The 14,110-nt window shown below is 54.1% G+C and carries 10 protein-coding genes and 1 pseudogene; 8 read left to right on the top strand and 3 right to left on the bottom strand.

The window, feature by feature from the left end; genetic code table 11:
* Nucleotides 1-3 precede the first annotated feature (3 nt).
* From AV059_RS22720 to AV059_RS21840, 6 genes and pseudogenes are all read left to right on the top strand, one after another.
* Nucleotides 4-771, top strand: a pseudogene (locus AV059_RS22720) (hypothetical protein); the annotation flags it as partial.
* 21 nt (nucleotides 772-792) lie between these two features.
* On the top strand, nucleotides 793-1,233 hold the full coding sequence (locus tag AV059_RS22715; protein ID WP_369815285.1) for a type I restriction endonuclease: 441 nt from the start codon (nucleotides 793-795) through the stop codon (nucleotides 1,231-1,233).
* A 264-nt stretch (nucleotides 1,234-1,497) separates the two neighbouring features.
* On the top strand, nucleotides 1,498-1,635 hold the full coding sequence (locus AV059_RS22235) for a hypothetical protein (RefSeq protein WP_195156612.1): 138 nt from the start codon (nucleotides 1,498-1,500) through the stop codon (nucleotides 1,633-1,635).
* Complete coding sequence (locus tag AV059_RS03165; RefSeq protein ID WP_058992281.1) at nucleotides 1,636-2,001, top strand: hypothetical protein; 366 nt, start codon at nucleotides 1,636-1,638, stop codon at nucleotides 1,999-2,001.
* Nucleotides 2,002-2,134: 133 nt separating this feature from the next.
* Entirely contained in the window at nucleotides 2,135-2,623 is a 489-nt protein-coding gene (locus AV059_RS03160) for a hypothetical protein (protein ID WP_058992310.1), read from the top strand.
* A 68-nt stretch (nucleotides 2,624-2,691) separates the two neighbouring features.
* Nucleotides 2,692-2,844 carry a hypothetical protein gene (locus AV059_RS21840; protein WP_154020981.1) on the top strand — a complete coding sequence of 51 codons (153 nt, stop codon included), beginning with the start codon at nucleotides 2,692-2,694 and terminating at the stop codon, nucleotides 2,842-2,844.
* Between the two features lie 558 nt (nucleotides 2,845-3,402).
* Here the strand turns inward: AV059_RS21840 and AV059_RS03155 are convergent.
* The gene (locus tag AV059_RS03155) at nucleotides 3,403-4,797 is read right to left on the bottom strand and encodes a HEPN domain-containing protein (protein WP_058992279.1); all 1,395 of its coding nucleotides are present in this window, start codon (nucleotides 4,795-4,797) and stop codon (nucleotides 3,403-3,405) included.
* A gap of 126 nt (nucleotides 4,798-4,923) precedes the next feature.
* Nucleotides 4,924-6,198, bottom strand: coding sequence for an IS4 family transposase (locus AV059_RS03150; RefSeq protein WP_058992308.1), 1,275 nt, complete (start codon nucleotides 6,196-6,198; stop codon nucleotides 4,924-4,926).
* A 1,319-nt stretch (nucleotides 6,199-7,517) separates the two neighbouring features.
* Between AV059_RS03150 and AV059_RS03145 the strand changes: the two genes are divergently transcribed.
* Nucleotides 7,518-8,669, top strand: a complete 1,152-nt coding sequence (locus AV059_RS03145; RefSeq protein WP_058992277.1) for an SOSS complex subunit B family protein — start codon at nucleotides 7,518-7,520, stop codon at nucleotides 8,667-8,669.
* Nucleotides 8,670-8,869: 200 nt separating this feature from the next.
* Nucleotides 8,870-9,058: a hypothetical protein gene (locus AV059_RS21835; protein ID WP_154020980.1), complete on the top strand. Its 189-nt coding sequence runs from the start codon at nucleotides 8,870-8,872 to the stop codon at nucleotides 9,056-9,058.
* 800 nt (nucleotides 9,059-9,858) lie between these two features.
* Here AV059_RS21835 and AV059_RS21370 read toward each other — a convergent pair.
* The gene (locus tag AV059_RS21370) at nucleotides 9,859-12,885 is read right to left on the bottom strand and encodes a restriction endonuclease (RefSeq protein WP_079990709.1); all 3,027 of its coding nucleotides are present in this window, start codon (nucleotides 12,883-12,885) and stop codon (nucleotides 9,859-9,861) included.
* Nucleotides 12,886-14,110: the final 1,225 nt, after the last annotated feature.

The raw sequence follows: 14,110 nt of genomic DNA, 5'->3' as shown, positions 1-14,110 counted from the left end.
AATATGGCAACAGCTGAGAACACAGAACTCATCGACCGTTTTGATGAATTCTACCGCGACTACTATCGGAACGAGATCGGCGAGCTGGCCCAGAAGTATCCGAAAAAGCAGAAGTCACTATATGTTGATTGGGACGACCTCTCTAATTTCGACCCAGAGTTAGCTGACGACTACCAAGCTAAGCCCGAACAGATTCAGGAATACGCCGAAGAAGCGCTTCGACTGTACGACCTCCCGGTTGATGTCTCACTCGGGCAGGCCCACGTCCGCGTTCGGAACCTCCCCAATTCCGAGAATATCTGTGACCTCCGCCATGAGCACCACGGCAACCTCGTTGCAATCACGGGCATCGTCCGAGAGGCAACCGATACACAACCGAAGGTTATCGAGGCAGCCTTCGAGTGCCAGCGCTGTGGCACACTTACGCGCATTCCCCAAGTTGCCGGCGACTTTCAGGAACCGCACGACTGTCAGGGCTGTGAACGCCAAGGACCGTTCCGGCTCAACACCGATCAGTCCCAGTTCATCGATGCTCAAAAGCTCCAGATTCAAGACTCATTAAAAGACCTTGCCGATGGTAGCATCCCGGAGTCTATTAGCGTAAACATCGAAGATGACATTACCGGCTATATATCCGCCGGTGATTATGTCACTGCTACTGGCATCATTAAACTAGATCAGCAAGAGTCCAACGGCAGGAAATCACCTACTTTTGATCTATACATGGAGGGCGTTGCAGTTGAGAGGTCTGAGGACTTGCTTGATACAGACCCCTTTGAGACGAGACAAACAATGGAACAGTACGCTAGCAATGCTACTCGGGCGTTGGGAGGAATGGCTGATACCCCTCGTGAGGAAGAGACAAAAGCAAAACTCATCACACCTCTCCTACAGGCTCTCGGGTGGGACAAGTACGATAACGCTGAGTTTCGGATGGAATATGTCGATGAGAAGACTGGGAAGAGACCAGATTACGCCCTGTTCGCTCCTAGCAGTGACAGTCCGGATATTGTAGTTGAGGCAAAGAAGTTCGATACAACCCTACAGCAGAAGGAATCGCAGCTGTACACGTATCTGAAGGTTTTCGATGCAGCCTGGGGCATTCTAAGTAACGGTCAGGAGCACTGGATATATCGAAACGCTGACCCCGCACACTTAGTTGCGAAAGTGGCAGTGGAGGATAGTGCCGACGCAGATATTCTAGAATCTCTCTCAAAGACCGCATTCACGTAATATCAGCAGTCGCACAGCAGAACGTACGTGTTTGTTTCCTCTAATCTCAAGCATCCCTAAGCCCCTCATCCTCTTTGATCTCTATTAAGTGGTGTGTGTCGACGGAGAATACGGGGCGTGTATGGCCGTCGGGCGTCACGCTGGCGTCTGTTCCAGCGCTCATCTGTCTGTCTGGGACGTCGCTGAGGCCTGAGTGACTTCTATAAGTTGCTTGTACGCACTGCCAATTTTGTGACCCCCTGCCGGGCGAGGGGTTTCCCGATCATGAGCACTGACCAGCAGTCCGTCGACGAACAGCCTTCAGATACCGAAGCCGACGACCAGCAAGACGCCCTTGCCCAGCATCGACAGGCACAGGAACGCGGCGAGGTCTTTCAGGGCCGTCCCCGGGGTGACAGGTAGATGTGTTGTCCCGACTGCCGCCGGCCACGGTCAGCGTCGGCGTGTGTCGACAAGCGTTACTACGTCAATGGGGTGGCTTCCGACCCGATTCCGTGGGGCGAGGGCAGCCAGTATCTCACGTACAAGCTACAAGTCCTCCAGAGCAACGAACGGGCCGTTACCGTCGACTTCGAACGGTGGCGCGACCAGTCGTGTCCTGCGTGTGGTGTCGAGCACGGCGAGATACATCATCGGTTGTGCGACTACGAGGAATGCCCCGCGTGTGGCGAGCTGTTGCTGCTGTGCTCTTGTGTCGTCGAGATTGAAGTCGTCGCATCATCCGGCGTGAAGGGTCGTCTCAAGCAGTCCCTCACTCGTCTCCTGTAAGCAAGACTCCAGCTTCGAGAGCGGGGCTCGATGTCAGACCGGCTTCGTGTAGCGTACTTTTGTGTGTGCCGACGAGGGTGCCGGCGTCACACTGACTGCAGTGCGTGGAGCGCCGGCAGGTCACGATCTACCAATGCATATGCTCATCTACGCGCTCGTTGAGGCATCGACAGCAGACGCAGCACTCGCCGCTGGCAAAGGCGTTTTCGACAACCTAGTCGGCGTCGACAGGCACTCAAACGCAGTGTTCGACTACTACGTCACGTTCGACGAGAGTTCCACGGTCGCAGGCAAATCCCGGTGGGGCGAGCGTCCGACCGCGGCTCCGGTCGACTCCGAGGCCGGGCAAGAACTCCTTGGCGATGGCTGGGAGACAACGAAGTCAGCGTTCGAGCGTAATCTCCAGACGGTCAAAGACGCCCTCGGCGAGCTCTCAGACGAGGAGATTATGCGCGACAAAGACCTCGCTCGATGTGCGTTCCAGAGAGTCGGAGCCGCCAAGGGTCCAGAGATTGCACTGTACGGGGAACACGGATGCGGGATTCGCGATCGGACGCAGCTTGACCGGCTTCTGGACGAGAGTGATACCCTCTGGATCGTCCCCGCCGACGTTCACTTCTGAGGGAGAGCTGCGGCAGTCAGTTTTCGTCGAACCCGATTTTGTGTGTCCCTGGCGGGTGAGGAACACGAATGTTGGAGACTCCTGATTCATGCCCGAACGAGGATTGCGACGCAGATATTGTCAAGACCGAGACTGTCGACGTCGAGGCAGACCCACGGGCTCGTGACCCGCGCACCGAGCCTGTCGTCACCTGCGCCGAGGGCCACCAGCAAGTCATGTAGAATCGCTGGTCTGCGTTTCCGGGGAGTGACGACGCGCACGTCGGGGTCGCGCGCGGTTGGAGACGAGAGGGACACGACTGCACTCGCGCTGGCAGTCGGTCCCTCTCAGCGTGGGGCAGACGGCCGGGCGAAACAGAGGTATGCCAGGTTATGGTGACATAAAACAGTTCACAGGGTAGTTTGGTTCAACACTCTTGAGAAAGAACTGCCTGCCCAGAAGTGTTCGAGTTGACTGTTGAGATTTCTACCAGCTCAAATAGAGATTCTAATTGCCGTACAAGATACAATTCGCATAGTCAGCAGTCACACCGGCATAAGTTAATTTCGACAGAAAGCATAGTGTCTAACCGGTACTGAGCAACGTACTCTAGTTCCGCTTCAGCCGTGAATCGCTAGATACACGATTCAAGCTGTCTACCGATTAAATCTAGCAGTTCAGGACTGAAGCCGTACTAGTTCACCATCGACTTCTACAAGATGACCTGATTCTGAACTTCGCCCTGCTGAGGAATACTGAGGCCTTTGTTCATTTCATATGGTCCAGAAGCGAAGCCGGATCTATTCCTGAGGCGGTCTGTCCGGGTCGAAATCAACAAAATCAGCATCTTGGTACTTTTGAATCAGTATTTTTGCTTTATGTTCGTTCTCAATGCCTGCAATATCTAATAAAATACATTCGATAATAAGCTGGAGTCGGTATCTGGCTATCGCTACCTGTTTGCTAGTATAATCTCTCCCAAGTCCATGTGCAAGGTCATGCCGAATGTCAGTCACTTGGGAAAGGGTACTGTCCCAGTCGATAAATAGTTCTATCACCTGATGAAATTCATCGATTACCAACTCCAGCTTATTACTAAACGAAGGTAGGTTGCCGATGCTGATGAGGAGGTTTTCAATTCGGTCCTTTGCGTCAGCGTCGTCTGGAATTCCGTCTACAATGCCCTCTCTCAGGTCTCTATATTCCCCGCTGTCCATCAGCTCGTAGTCAGGAAATTTATGACCGAAATAGGATTCCAACGCTACTGCAAGTGAGAGGAATTCATGTTCCAGATACAGTTGTGAGTTGTAGATTATCCCAAAGTAGGAATTAAACATATATTCCGCTGAGCTCTCATTCGCAAACCAGTGCTGAATACTCTGCTCCAAATTCACTTCATCCGGTTTGAATAATATCCCCACAGGACTAACAGAGCGGTCGCCGGGTGCAAACTCAGGGATATTCGTGAGAATTGAAACACCCTGGACGTTTGACGAATCGATTCCGGTAATTGAAGTCGGTTGTACTGGCGCACCTGTGGCAAGAGCAATATAACGCTGAAGCGGCTGCAAGTATTCATTCCTGAACTCTTTAAAAGTCAATTCAGCATCTAAACAAATATTCATCGAGACACTTTCTGTGAGCGTTGTTTCCTGACTACTGCTGCTGACTCCAGGAGATATAAAAAACGTCAGTTGTGCAGATTGCAAATCAATATTGATTTCTTTATGTTCTTTGACATAAAATTTGAGATTTACTTCATCTAAATCTTCTTCATCTGGCACTTCCATCTCGACTCTAGATGCCCCAAACCATTCCGCTAATCCGTCAAAGCTGACGGAAAACTGTGAAAACGCTGGTTCCGTATCGAAGTGTTCCCCAATATAAATGCGCGAAAATTGATAACGAGTGGTGGAAATGCCGGCGTCACTCAGCACATCTGGATTATTCTCTTCAGCAACAACCGCATCTGCAATTGTAATGAGTTCGGCGTCGGTTGTTTCTCCATGTAGAATCCCTTGGTGGAGGTCATCTATTGGTCGTTCTGGAATATCCCTCCCGAGCTCAAGATCAGTTCCTAAAACTCCGAATAATTCCGCGTTGCCGCCTGACGGCATATACTCGATAATGCCAGCTACCCGTTCCTCAGGGTCATCAGGCGCCCACCACTCACCTTTGAACGTCTTTGAGTCCATATCATAGCTTCTCTTTATTATCCGATATACGCTTGGGTATAATCTGAGAGCGGGGTCAGTACTCGCTACAGCCGGGAAGTAAGCATCTCACAAAACCTCAAATGTACGTGAACCATTCGTCTTTAGCTAAGACTCACACCTCGGTTGCGTAGCGGTGGCGAGCGTCTCTTGCAGGATCGGTCGTTGCTGGTGGATCTTCTGTGCATCTTCGATCAACCGCTCCAACAGCGGCGGTGGCGAGTAGCCGAGGTACTCACCGAGTTTGTGAAGGATGAGCTGGGCGTGCGACCGGAAGGTCGCCGCCCAGCGTTCCGGCGGAAACACGATCTCATCAGCAGCTTGCTCGGTGACCAGATCCAACAGCTCACGACTCACCAGCAGTGACAGCAACGCCGCGTACAGCAGAATTTTCACGACAGCCGGGTCGCTTGTGTCGAACTCATCCAACTCATACTGTGTCTTCAGTTCACGAAACAGGGTTTCTACCTCCCATCGACACCGATACAGCGTTGCTAGATCTGCCGGGAGAAACTCTTCTCTCGACAGATTCGTGATATAGAGATGGTAGTCGTCGGCGTCCTCGTCGCGGACGCCGACGACGCGGAACCGCTTCGTGTCCAGCGATCGAGTTCCCTCGTACTGTCCTCGCTTGAACTCCGCTTCGACCTCTACGTCGATGTACTTCCGCGAGAGATCATCGACCACATCGTGGATCTGTTTGCCCTCCAAGGGAATGGCGCGGCTGCGCCATTCCCGTAATTCTTCCGTTATCACCGGGTTTGCGTTCTCTTTCAGCCGACTCACGAAGTAGCCGTCGTTCTCGTCGATCAACGCAAAGCGGCGGTACTTGAAGTACGCCAGATCGAGCAAAATCAGCCGTCCTTGCAGCCACGAACCCGTCTTGAACAACGTGCTGTCGTGCGTTTTCTCGTCGGTCACGTCGATCCGTTCAATCGTCTCATCGGTGGCATTGTGGAGCAGGTGGAGCTTCGCTCCAGCCTGCTCCTCGTGACGGGCTTGGAACTCCTCAGAGAGGAACTCGTGCAACCGCAGTACCGTTCCATCAGCGATCATCACGTCCTTGAATCGGTCGATATCAGCGCCAACAGTGTCGGGAACAGCGACCTCGTCGAGACCATGCTCGACGAGGTCGCGGAGATACTCCGCCAGCGTCGGCGTCAACCGGTGATAGAAGCCACCGGGAGAGAGCGTCTCATCAGCTGTCGAGTTATAGCTGCGTCTGAAGCCAGCGAGTGTTCGGCTCTCGCCTGCGGCGAAGCCGAACACGAGCGCCCACACGAGGACTGGTATCTGAAGCTTCCCTTCACGCTCGACCACGCCGAGTTCCTCGGCGTGCTCTTCGAGGAACTCGGAGGGAAACAGTGTAGTGAGCCGACGCATGATTCTCGATGAGGAGGCTTTGGTGTGCACAGCCGTCGCCTCCTCATTCCTCTCGAAAAGAAGCCTCGATAAGCCGCTGCTGTCACGCGATTCTTCTCTTAGCTAAAGGATGGTACGTGAACTTGTGCTGCATATACGACGCTCTGTGTCCCGCACAGATCTACTGACAGGGTTCTGATAGCTCTAATCCTCTACCAGTAGCTGTACTGGCTATTTGTTGAAAGAGTCCTAGAGGAGCTAGGAGCGTTGTATGACACCCTCGGATGACTGGTGGATAGCAGCGTGGGGCTGGCGGGCTGGCTGAGAGCGCGAGAGACGAGCGTGTGTCGGCGTGGGACTGACGGCCGGACAGATACAGGTGGTTGGCTGGTGTGTCGTCTGACCGCCGGGCGGCCGCCGCTGGGCGGCACGCTCGCTCTTGCTGGAGTCGGTGCGTGGACCGATGGCCGGCGGAGAGGGTTCGGGTGGCGTGTGTCTCGTGTGTAGCGAGCGGGAGGTTCTGGCGCTGCTGGCACTGGAGTCGAGTCCTGTGGCACTCGTGACGGTGTCGAGGGAGCCGACGGTTCGGCTGGCAGGACTCGTGAGACTGGTGGTGGCGGGACTCGTGGCGCTGGCTTCGACGGCACTACCGACTTTGACGGGACTGCTGGCTTCGACGGCACCACTCCAAACGGTATCGCGACGACGGACTCGGTGTCGGACCAGCACACCTTGAAAGCCCCACGCCGCTGGCGGTCGCTCAGCGACATATCCGCGCAAACCGCACGCGGATAGGGGCCGCTGACGCGACCACGGCAAGCGCCAGCGGCGTGCCCCTTTCAGTCCCACCCGACTGCTACGGCTCAGCACAGCAGAATCGAACGCACGCGTCGGAGTCACGCGCGATCCGGGTGAGGAACCCTCGCGGCCGGCGCTCCCTCGCCGGAACGAGGACGCTCCTTGCAGTCGCTGTGTTCCGGGCTGCTCACTTCGTTGCGCTGCCGGGCTTTCACCCATCCGGCACTCGCTTGGCCGCGCGGGATGCTGGCTCACCGCAACCGCACACGATGGGACCGCCCGCCGGGGTGTCAACCACCGACAGCCTTTATATACTATTCTCCCTCGAAACGCAAAACACAAGACACCGCTTAGAAACCACTCAGACACCCGAATATTGCACTTGAAACAATCCAAAGGGTCCGTTACCTTTAAGTAGCCGGCACCCATGCCATTAAGTACGGAAAGACACGACGCACGCGGCGCTGGCAGGGCAGTTTCACGCCGCAGAAATCGGGTGCTGACACACCCGACAAGTGTCTTTCTGTGATGGACGAAAGACAATGTACGCTAGCAATTCCAGCGGTAAGAAAGCATCGGCAAGCAACCAGACGGTTTCTCTTTCGGCCCACGTCGAGGGTGGCCCCGAACAGCTTCTAGAGGCGGTCGCAGAGACGGAGAACGGCGACGAACTCGATTTCAGGATGAATCGGGGTAGCGATAGCCGTGGCAACTTCTACGCCCGTCAGGAGGAGGCATACGACTACGACTGGACGCGCTCGACCGAGGTGGGTCCGGACCGGCGCTTTGGCGAAACGCTGGAACAACAAGAAGAACGCCACGGACGCGAAGCCGAGCAAGCCCGACACTCCGAGGTCGCACGCGCCCACGTCGACGGTGCCGACCGCGAAGCCTCGGCTCGCCAGCTCACCGACGCGGAAACCGGACGGGCTGACGGGTTCCGCTCTCCGGCTGACCCCCGGCAGTGGATGGACCGCGACACGCTGGCGCGAGTCAACCAGCAGGCCGCGACGCTGGCAGACAAAACCAGTCTGTCACGAGCGGCAGCAGGCCGCCGACTCGCGGCCCTTGTGTCCGGGCAGATGGGCGACTGTAACAGCCTGTATGACGCTTCCTTTACCGTCTTGAACGAGGCCCAGAACGACCTGCAAGTGCCCACGCCTATCGACGAGGTGAGTCCCTACGGCTACGAGTGTACGGTTGAGGGTGAAGTGACCCACATCATCGCGGAGCCAGACGCGCGGAACCAGTACCAAGTCCTCTATATCGAGGACGACGACGGCACGAGCGCGAAGGTCACGGTCTGGGGCAAGTCCATGCACGGCGGCGAGATGGTGCGCACGCTCCACGAGGGCGACAGAGTTCGGATTTCCGGAGGCAAGCCCGACGACTACAACGGTATCAAGACGGTGGCGGTCACGAGCGACACGCTCATGTGCATCATCGAGCGCGGCGACGGTCCCGCGCCCACCGGACACGGGGGCGGCTCGTTCGGTTCGTCCGGCGATAGTCGAACGGCGGCGTCGTGGGAAGCAGAATCAGACACCCATCAGTGGGCCAACGAGCGGGATTCTGACCGCGCGGTCGCCGTGACGCTCGGGAAGGCCCGCTGTCCTGAACCCGGATGTTCGGACCTGTTCGATACCGAGCATGGGGCCGCCACTCATCAGGGCATGGTCCACTCCGCAGACTGACGCCCGGTAGCGAGGGCGTCCCCCATCGAGCGGGGGGCTTCCTCGGTCGGTGCGACGGTGCTCGCGCACGCGGCCTCGCCGCCGCCTCCGGCACACCGGGCGGCGGCGAGACAACCGCGCGCACGGACTGGCACGCCACCGCACCAGCGCGTCAACGTGGGTCAGTCTGGTGGGGGCTGTGAGCGGGCCGATGTCCTGGTGTGTGCGTGGACGTGGGCCAGCCGGCCCGGGAGAAACTGGGGCTGGGTGGTTGGTGGGTCGCGACAGCGCGCGACGCCAGCGGAGCGCTCCGCTCGGCGCTCTCGCGCGCCTCGCGGCGGTCCATCGTGCCTGCAGTGGCGGGCGCGATCCCGGCCTGCCGCCGGGAAGTGGACGAGAACCACTCTTGACAGTAAGTGGAGGCGTCTTCGTCTTAACCAACAAAGTCAGCGCATTCTGGGGGAGTTGTTGGTTAGTTTCTTTCCGGGCCCGGTATCCCGGGTAGACACACCTCGATTTTGTGTGTCCGCAGGCGAGTGGCGGCCAGACAGGGTCGCTGGAAGATGATATTTCAAATGGGAGAAATTCGCTGTCCACGCTGCAAGAAGGTGTTCATCATGGAACTGAACGAGACTCTGTTCCGGACAGGGATTGAATCCGCAATCTTACAATCCACTGAATCCACTCTCCGCCCCGGCAAAAATGTATGATTATTTGATGGGACTCGAATATTCCTCATATCACCCAGTTGGCTCCTCGAGAGGAGTGTGAGCCGTTATGTCGCCACGAGTTTCTGGAAATGGTCTTCACACACTAAATGCACCTCAGTCGCCTCAAAAGTGTACAGCTCTTCGCGGTCTGCATGGGGAACGATTGGTTCGAGATTGTAGTGTGCCTGGTCGTCGCAGTATGAACATTCATTATCGGTTTCGGACCAGTCATCGGTACGGGTGCACTCAAGACAAAGCCCGCCAATTAGCTGTCCATTTTCTCTACTAACGATGGCCTTGTGACTGGCGTCCTGTTCACAAGAAAGGCATACAAGGCTTTCAAATACCGGCTGACCATGTTCTGTCATTAAGTAATCGACATCCGGTGGGGACTTCAGAGTATGGGAACAAGAGCTTGACAACGCGAATAACTAGCTGTAAATCTTGCTATCAGACAGAAATTGGAATATGTGATAGAAGGGTATTCACATATCCGCCTTCTATTCGTCTATGAGAAGTGAGTAGGCTTTCTGGACTTGTTTGAAATCCTCTTCATCACCACCAGTGTCAGGATGGGTCTGCTTTACTTTTTGACGATAGTGGGTCTGTATCTCGTCCTCAGAAGCTGGTGGGTCGATATCGAGAATTTCGTAGGCTTCCTGCGTCAACATCCCATCTGATTTTGAACCTGTTTGTGAATTGCTGGACCGACCAGACTCTCGGTTATAATTTGACCTGCTGGCACTCGCACGAGATTGATACTGCGAAGCGTTACTTGATGGATAGAGAGTAGACTCGCTCAGCATCTGCACAAGTGCTCCACCGTTGATTAAATCAACTGCATCCCCAAGTTCTTGTGACGCTTGACGTGCCGAGTTAGTAAACCCTGACGATGTGACAACCATCGCTTTATCGGCCCCAACCTGCGCCATCGCACCAATCGTCTGTTGTATCGTTGGCCGGCCGATATTGTTTCCCTCACTGTATTGTTTTACTTGAATTGCCAGTACCTCTATGTGGTTCCTAGCGATCACGTCAATACCTTTGTCCCCCTGTTCATCGGTGACGGCCACTTCGTATCCCATATCATCAAACAGCGCTGCGGTAAGATACTCAAACTCGATAGGGGAGAATGTGAAAAAATCGGACTGCGACCAGCGACCAGCGTGTAATTGGTTCATATCCTCTGCGATCTCACGCATAGCATCAACATCACCACTCTCAAACAGTGACATAGCGCGCCTTACACACGCATCCCGAGACGGATCTACCTGCGAGAAGTTGACTTTTGATAGGTTCTCTTCAAAAGTTGCTGAAGCTTGGAGCAGAGCGTCGAAGTTGTTGATTTCATTTATTGTCGATTTCTCTAGATTATGCGGCTCTTCAAGAGCCGCAACAAGAGTAGATTTTACATATGCAAGATCGAATATATCGAGGGTATGCCGGTGAGATTCATAGGCCACGATACCGTCACTAAGCACACCCAACACGTCACTTAGCGACATTGTGTCGAAGATGCTATCACTATCTCCTAACTCCTGACTGAGCAGGCCAGAGTAGTTGGCAGTCGACACTGAAAGTGAGGACTGCTCAACAGTCTCTGTGAACTCGCCCACTTGTGAGAACAACCGATTTGCTTTGGAGATCTGGAAGACCAATTCGGAGATCTGTCTGATATGCCCGTTCTTAATTGCATCACGCAAGTCTGCAACCCAAGACTCTGGAAGAAGGTTTGCGTCGACGCTTGCGAGCGTTTCAGAAGTCTCAACAAGATCCTGACGCCGATCGGCTATTTCATTCAGTCTGGCGATAAGATCCGTATAGTCGTTTGAAAGTAAACCTCGGAGTTTTATTGGGAACAACGAGTCCAATGAAGAATTAGCAGTTTGAGCCTGTGCAAGTAAATTCGTCGGCTCGGCTCCACTCAATTTGCCATCTTCAATTGGGTATCGAGACTCGACTGCTTCAATCGCGGATTCAAGCCGAGCTTGCTGGATCTTCCCTCCAAGAACTCTTGTTGCGGCGTAAGCACCTGATATACCGCCCGATGCCAGCAAGCCTTGAATACCAGTTTGCCGCCGTCTTAGTTGATTAATTAGATCTATCGCCCGCTCATAATTTCCATTGCTGATTGCAGTGTTGGCATTTGCAATCTTATCCCGCCAGCCTAAGATGCCTGCGATAGTACCGCTAGCTGAATTTCCATTCAGTTCGGCCGAGTTGACAGCACTTAGTGCCCGCCCACGAGTTCCACTGAATCCATATATCGGTGCTTCCGTATCATATGCGTAGAGAAATCCATCGTGTACTTTCCATGATAACGGGTTCACACTAGCAAGTTCATCTTGCCAGACAGTCTCTCCAGTGTGTGCATCAAGGGCTTCAGTTTGATTATTATCGTAATGTGTAAACACAAGTTCCCGACGCGAAGTGATGCCCTGCGGACTGGAGGGGAGTGATTTCTGCCATCGTTCGGCCAAATCCTCCAAGTCAATAGCAATGATGCTGTCCGCAGTTCCTAGCAAAAGCAAGTCTCCATCTGTTCCACTACTCACGCGCTCAATATCTGTCGATGGGTATAGTGGTTCAGTGAGTTCGTTGCCGCTATGATTGTACACAGCCAGCCCCCCCTCAAGTCGTTCTATGAAGAACCGGTCTTCTGTGTAATAATAGTCATTTCCAGAGTCTAAGTCCAATGAACGTATATCGCCATCCAATTCGAATATAACAAAATCATCATTTGTGGTGTTGACGAGCAACTCTCCACCGGTTTCAGAAAAATACCTTGGATTGATCTGTTCGGATTCCCAGATTCTGGACCCGTCTTCACTGTCGAACGAAACTAATCGGCCTTGCTCTCTAAAAACAGTATCGTCGCTGACGACAAATTGAGTCTCATTTGCGAATACTTGATTTTCCACAATCTCAGGTGATCTAATCGCTATCCCTGAAGTAGACGTCCAATTTGTTTCTCCAGTTACTGGATTTAGTGAGAGGAGCCTCCCAGTTGTCAGCCCATCGCCGACAACGCCTTGGGCGCGCGTCTGCTCAATGAAGTGGGTGGTCACCAAAACTGAATCATTAACTGACTCAACGAGAATGAGGTCTCCGTCAAGCGAGCGCGTCCAAAGTTCTTCACCAGTCGATGCGTCCCAGCAGTAGACCTTTTGATACCCATCAAAGTAGACTCGACCATTATTTTCGATAGGCGGGTAAACGTAGGAATCAATTGTCTCTGACCACTCTTTTGTCCCGGTATATCGATTAATTCTAGCTAATTCAGTTTCTGCATCACGTCCACCATTCATAAACGTCGCATACAGAGCGTCTTCACGAACTGCCCCAATCTCAGCGTGTTCACTGTCATGGTCGACTGTCCATGATTGTTCGATTGGCGGCCCAAATCTTGGCTTCGTATCGTCTCCGGGCTGATTCGATAAGCCTTTGCGGAGTCCAATTTGAGACGCGACCGACACTGCGGCGAGTGACGACAAAAATTTCCGCCGACCAATCTCATCTTGAGGCATCTACACCACCACGATATTGCAAAGATATATGATTTGGCATTCTAGGAACGGCGTCAGATATCTGTAACCGAACGACGAGTTCTATCCTCAGAGACAAGCCAGCAGTTGAATATCCGTGTCCACCATCAACAACACAAGCGTGCTTTGTCTGATAGTACTGAAACGAGCTCCATATAAAATAGCTCCGAGAGTCGTGGTTTAGTTTTATCCGGAATAGCGTGTCATAGAATACATCTCACACCTTCTACCTGCGTTTATGTACTTATTTATTCATATATGTCCGTGTTTTCGTCAGTTATTGGTTTTATTCGATATCATGATTGTGAATGGTAGAGATATTGTATGACACGCTCTTCATATGAGTAAAATGTCTACGAATGATGGTTTTCTACTTGTCTATAGATAGGGAGTTCGTCAACAACTTTGTCTGCCCTTCAGAACCAAGCGTTATTTAATGCAGAGCCGTTGCACTGGGGAAAATATGACTGTGGCATGAGAACGGGGCGGTTCAGACTGATCCGTTACCGCTCAAAAAGCTCTATATTGGCCAGACTCATCGACTGACACCTGAGGAGGTAACAGTCCTACAGAGTCCCGGATAGATCGCAAGCGTGGGTCTGCCAGCCCGGGCGCAACTGGGGCTGGATGGCTGGTGGCCCGTCCCAGCGCGCGACGCCACTGACAGACTCGCGATGCTCGTCTGTCCTGTCCTCGTTCGCTGGTGCTCACTCGGACGACGGGGCGCTGCGCTCGGCGCGGTCGCGCGCCTCACGCCGGTCCAATCGTGCCTGCGGTGGCGGGCGCGATCCCCGCCGGGAATCGGACAGTCCCCGGCTGAATGCCATACTAAACTACGGTACTGAAAGATGCGAAAACAAGGCGTGTTGCAACTGTTGGGAATCAGACACAAATCTCCGGACAAAGTGGTGTGATCGCCGGCCGGTGACTGTCGGATTGTGCGCCACGAGGAGGCCAAAGTGAGCGAGGGTCGAGCGTGGGTCTGCCAGCGCTGGCTCAACTCGAGTGTGGTCGTGATCGGCGTGGCCCTGGACGTCGGTGGCCGACGACGTGCGTGGCACAGTGGACTCGCATGATGCTCGGTGGGGCTGGCCCGCCGCGTCCAAGTCACGATACGGCTCCGGGGAGTGAGGCGACTTCTATCTGAAACTCGATAGGTTTCCTTGCGGGGTGAGTGTACCAGTCTTCGCTCTGGGTAGGTTCCGCG

The organism is Haloarcula sp. CBA1127 (genome assembly GCF_001485575.1).
Taxonomy (GTDB): domain Archaea; phylum Halobacteriota; class Halobacteria; order Halobacteriales; family Haloarculaceae; genus Haloarcula.
The sequence above is the reverse complement of the archived record's forward strand: the minus strand, read 5'-3'. Positions and strand labels throughout refer to the sequence as shown.

Bases quoted from the DNA above. Each gene is read 5' to 3' on its own strand.
- AV059_RS22715 (WP_369815285.1), top strand. From the start codon at position 793: ATGGAACAGTACGCTAGCAATGCTACTCGGGCGTTGGGAGGAATGGCT.
- AV059_RS22235 (WP_195156612.1), top strand. From the start codon at position 1,498: ATGAGCACTGACCAGCAGTCCGTCGACGAACAGCCTTCAGATACCGAA.
- AV059_RS03165 (WP_058992281.1), top strand. From the start codon at position 1,636: ATGTGTTGTCCCGACTGCCGCCGGCCACGGTCAGCGTCGGCGTGTGTC.
- AV059_RS03160 (WP_058992310.1), top strand. From the start codon at position 2,135: ATGCATATGCTCATCTACGCGCTCGTTGAGGCATCGACAGCAGACGCA.
- AV059_RS21840 (WP_154020981.1), top strand. From the start codon at position 2,692: ATGTTGGAGACTCCTGATTCATGCCCGAACGAGGATTGCGACGCAGAT.
- AV059_RS03155 (WP_058992279.1), bottom strand. From the start codon at position 4,797: ATGGACTCAAAGACGTTCAAAGGTGAGTGGTGGGCGCCTGATGACCCT.
- AV059_RS03150 (WP_058992308.1), bottom strand. From the start codon at position 6,198: ATGCGTCGGCTCACTACACTGTTTCCCTCCGAGTTCCTCGAAGAGCAC.
- AV059_RS03145 (WP_058992277.1), top strand. From the start codon at position 7,518: ATGTACGCTAGCAATTCCAGCGGTAAGAAAGCATCGGCAAGCAACCAG.
- AV059_RS21370 (WP_079990709.1), bottom strand. From the start codon at position 12,885: ATGCCTCAAGATGAGATTGGTCGGCGGAAATTTTTGTCGTCACTCGCC.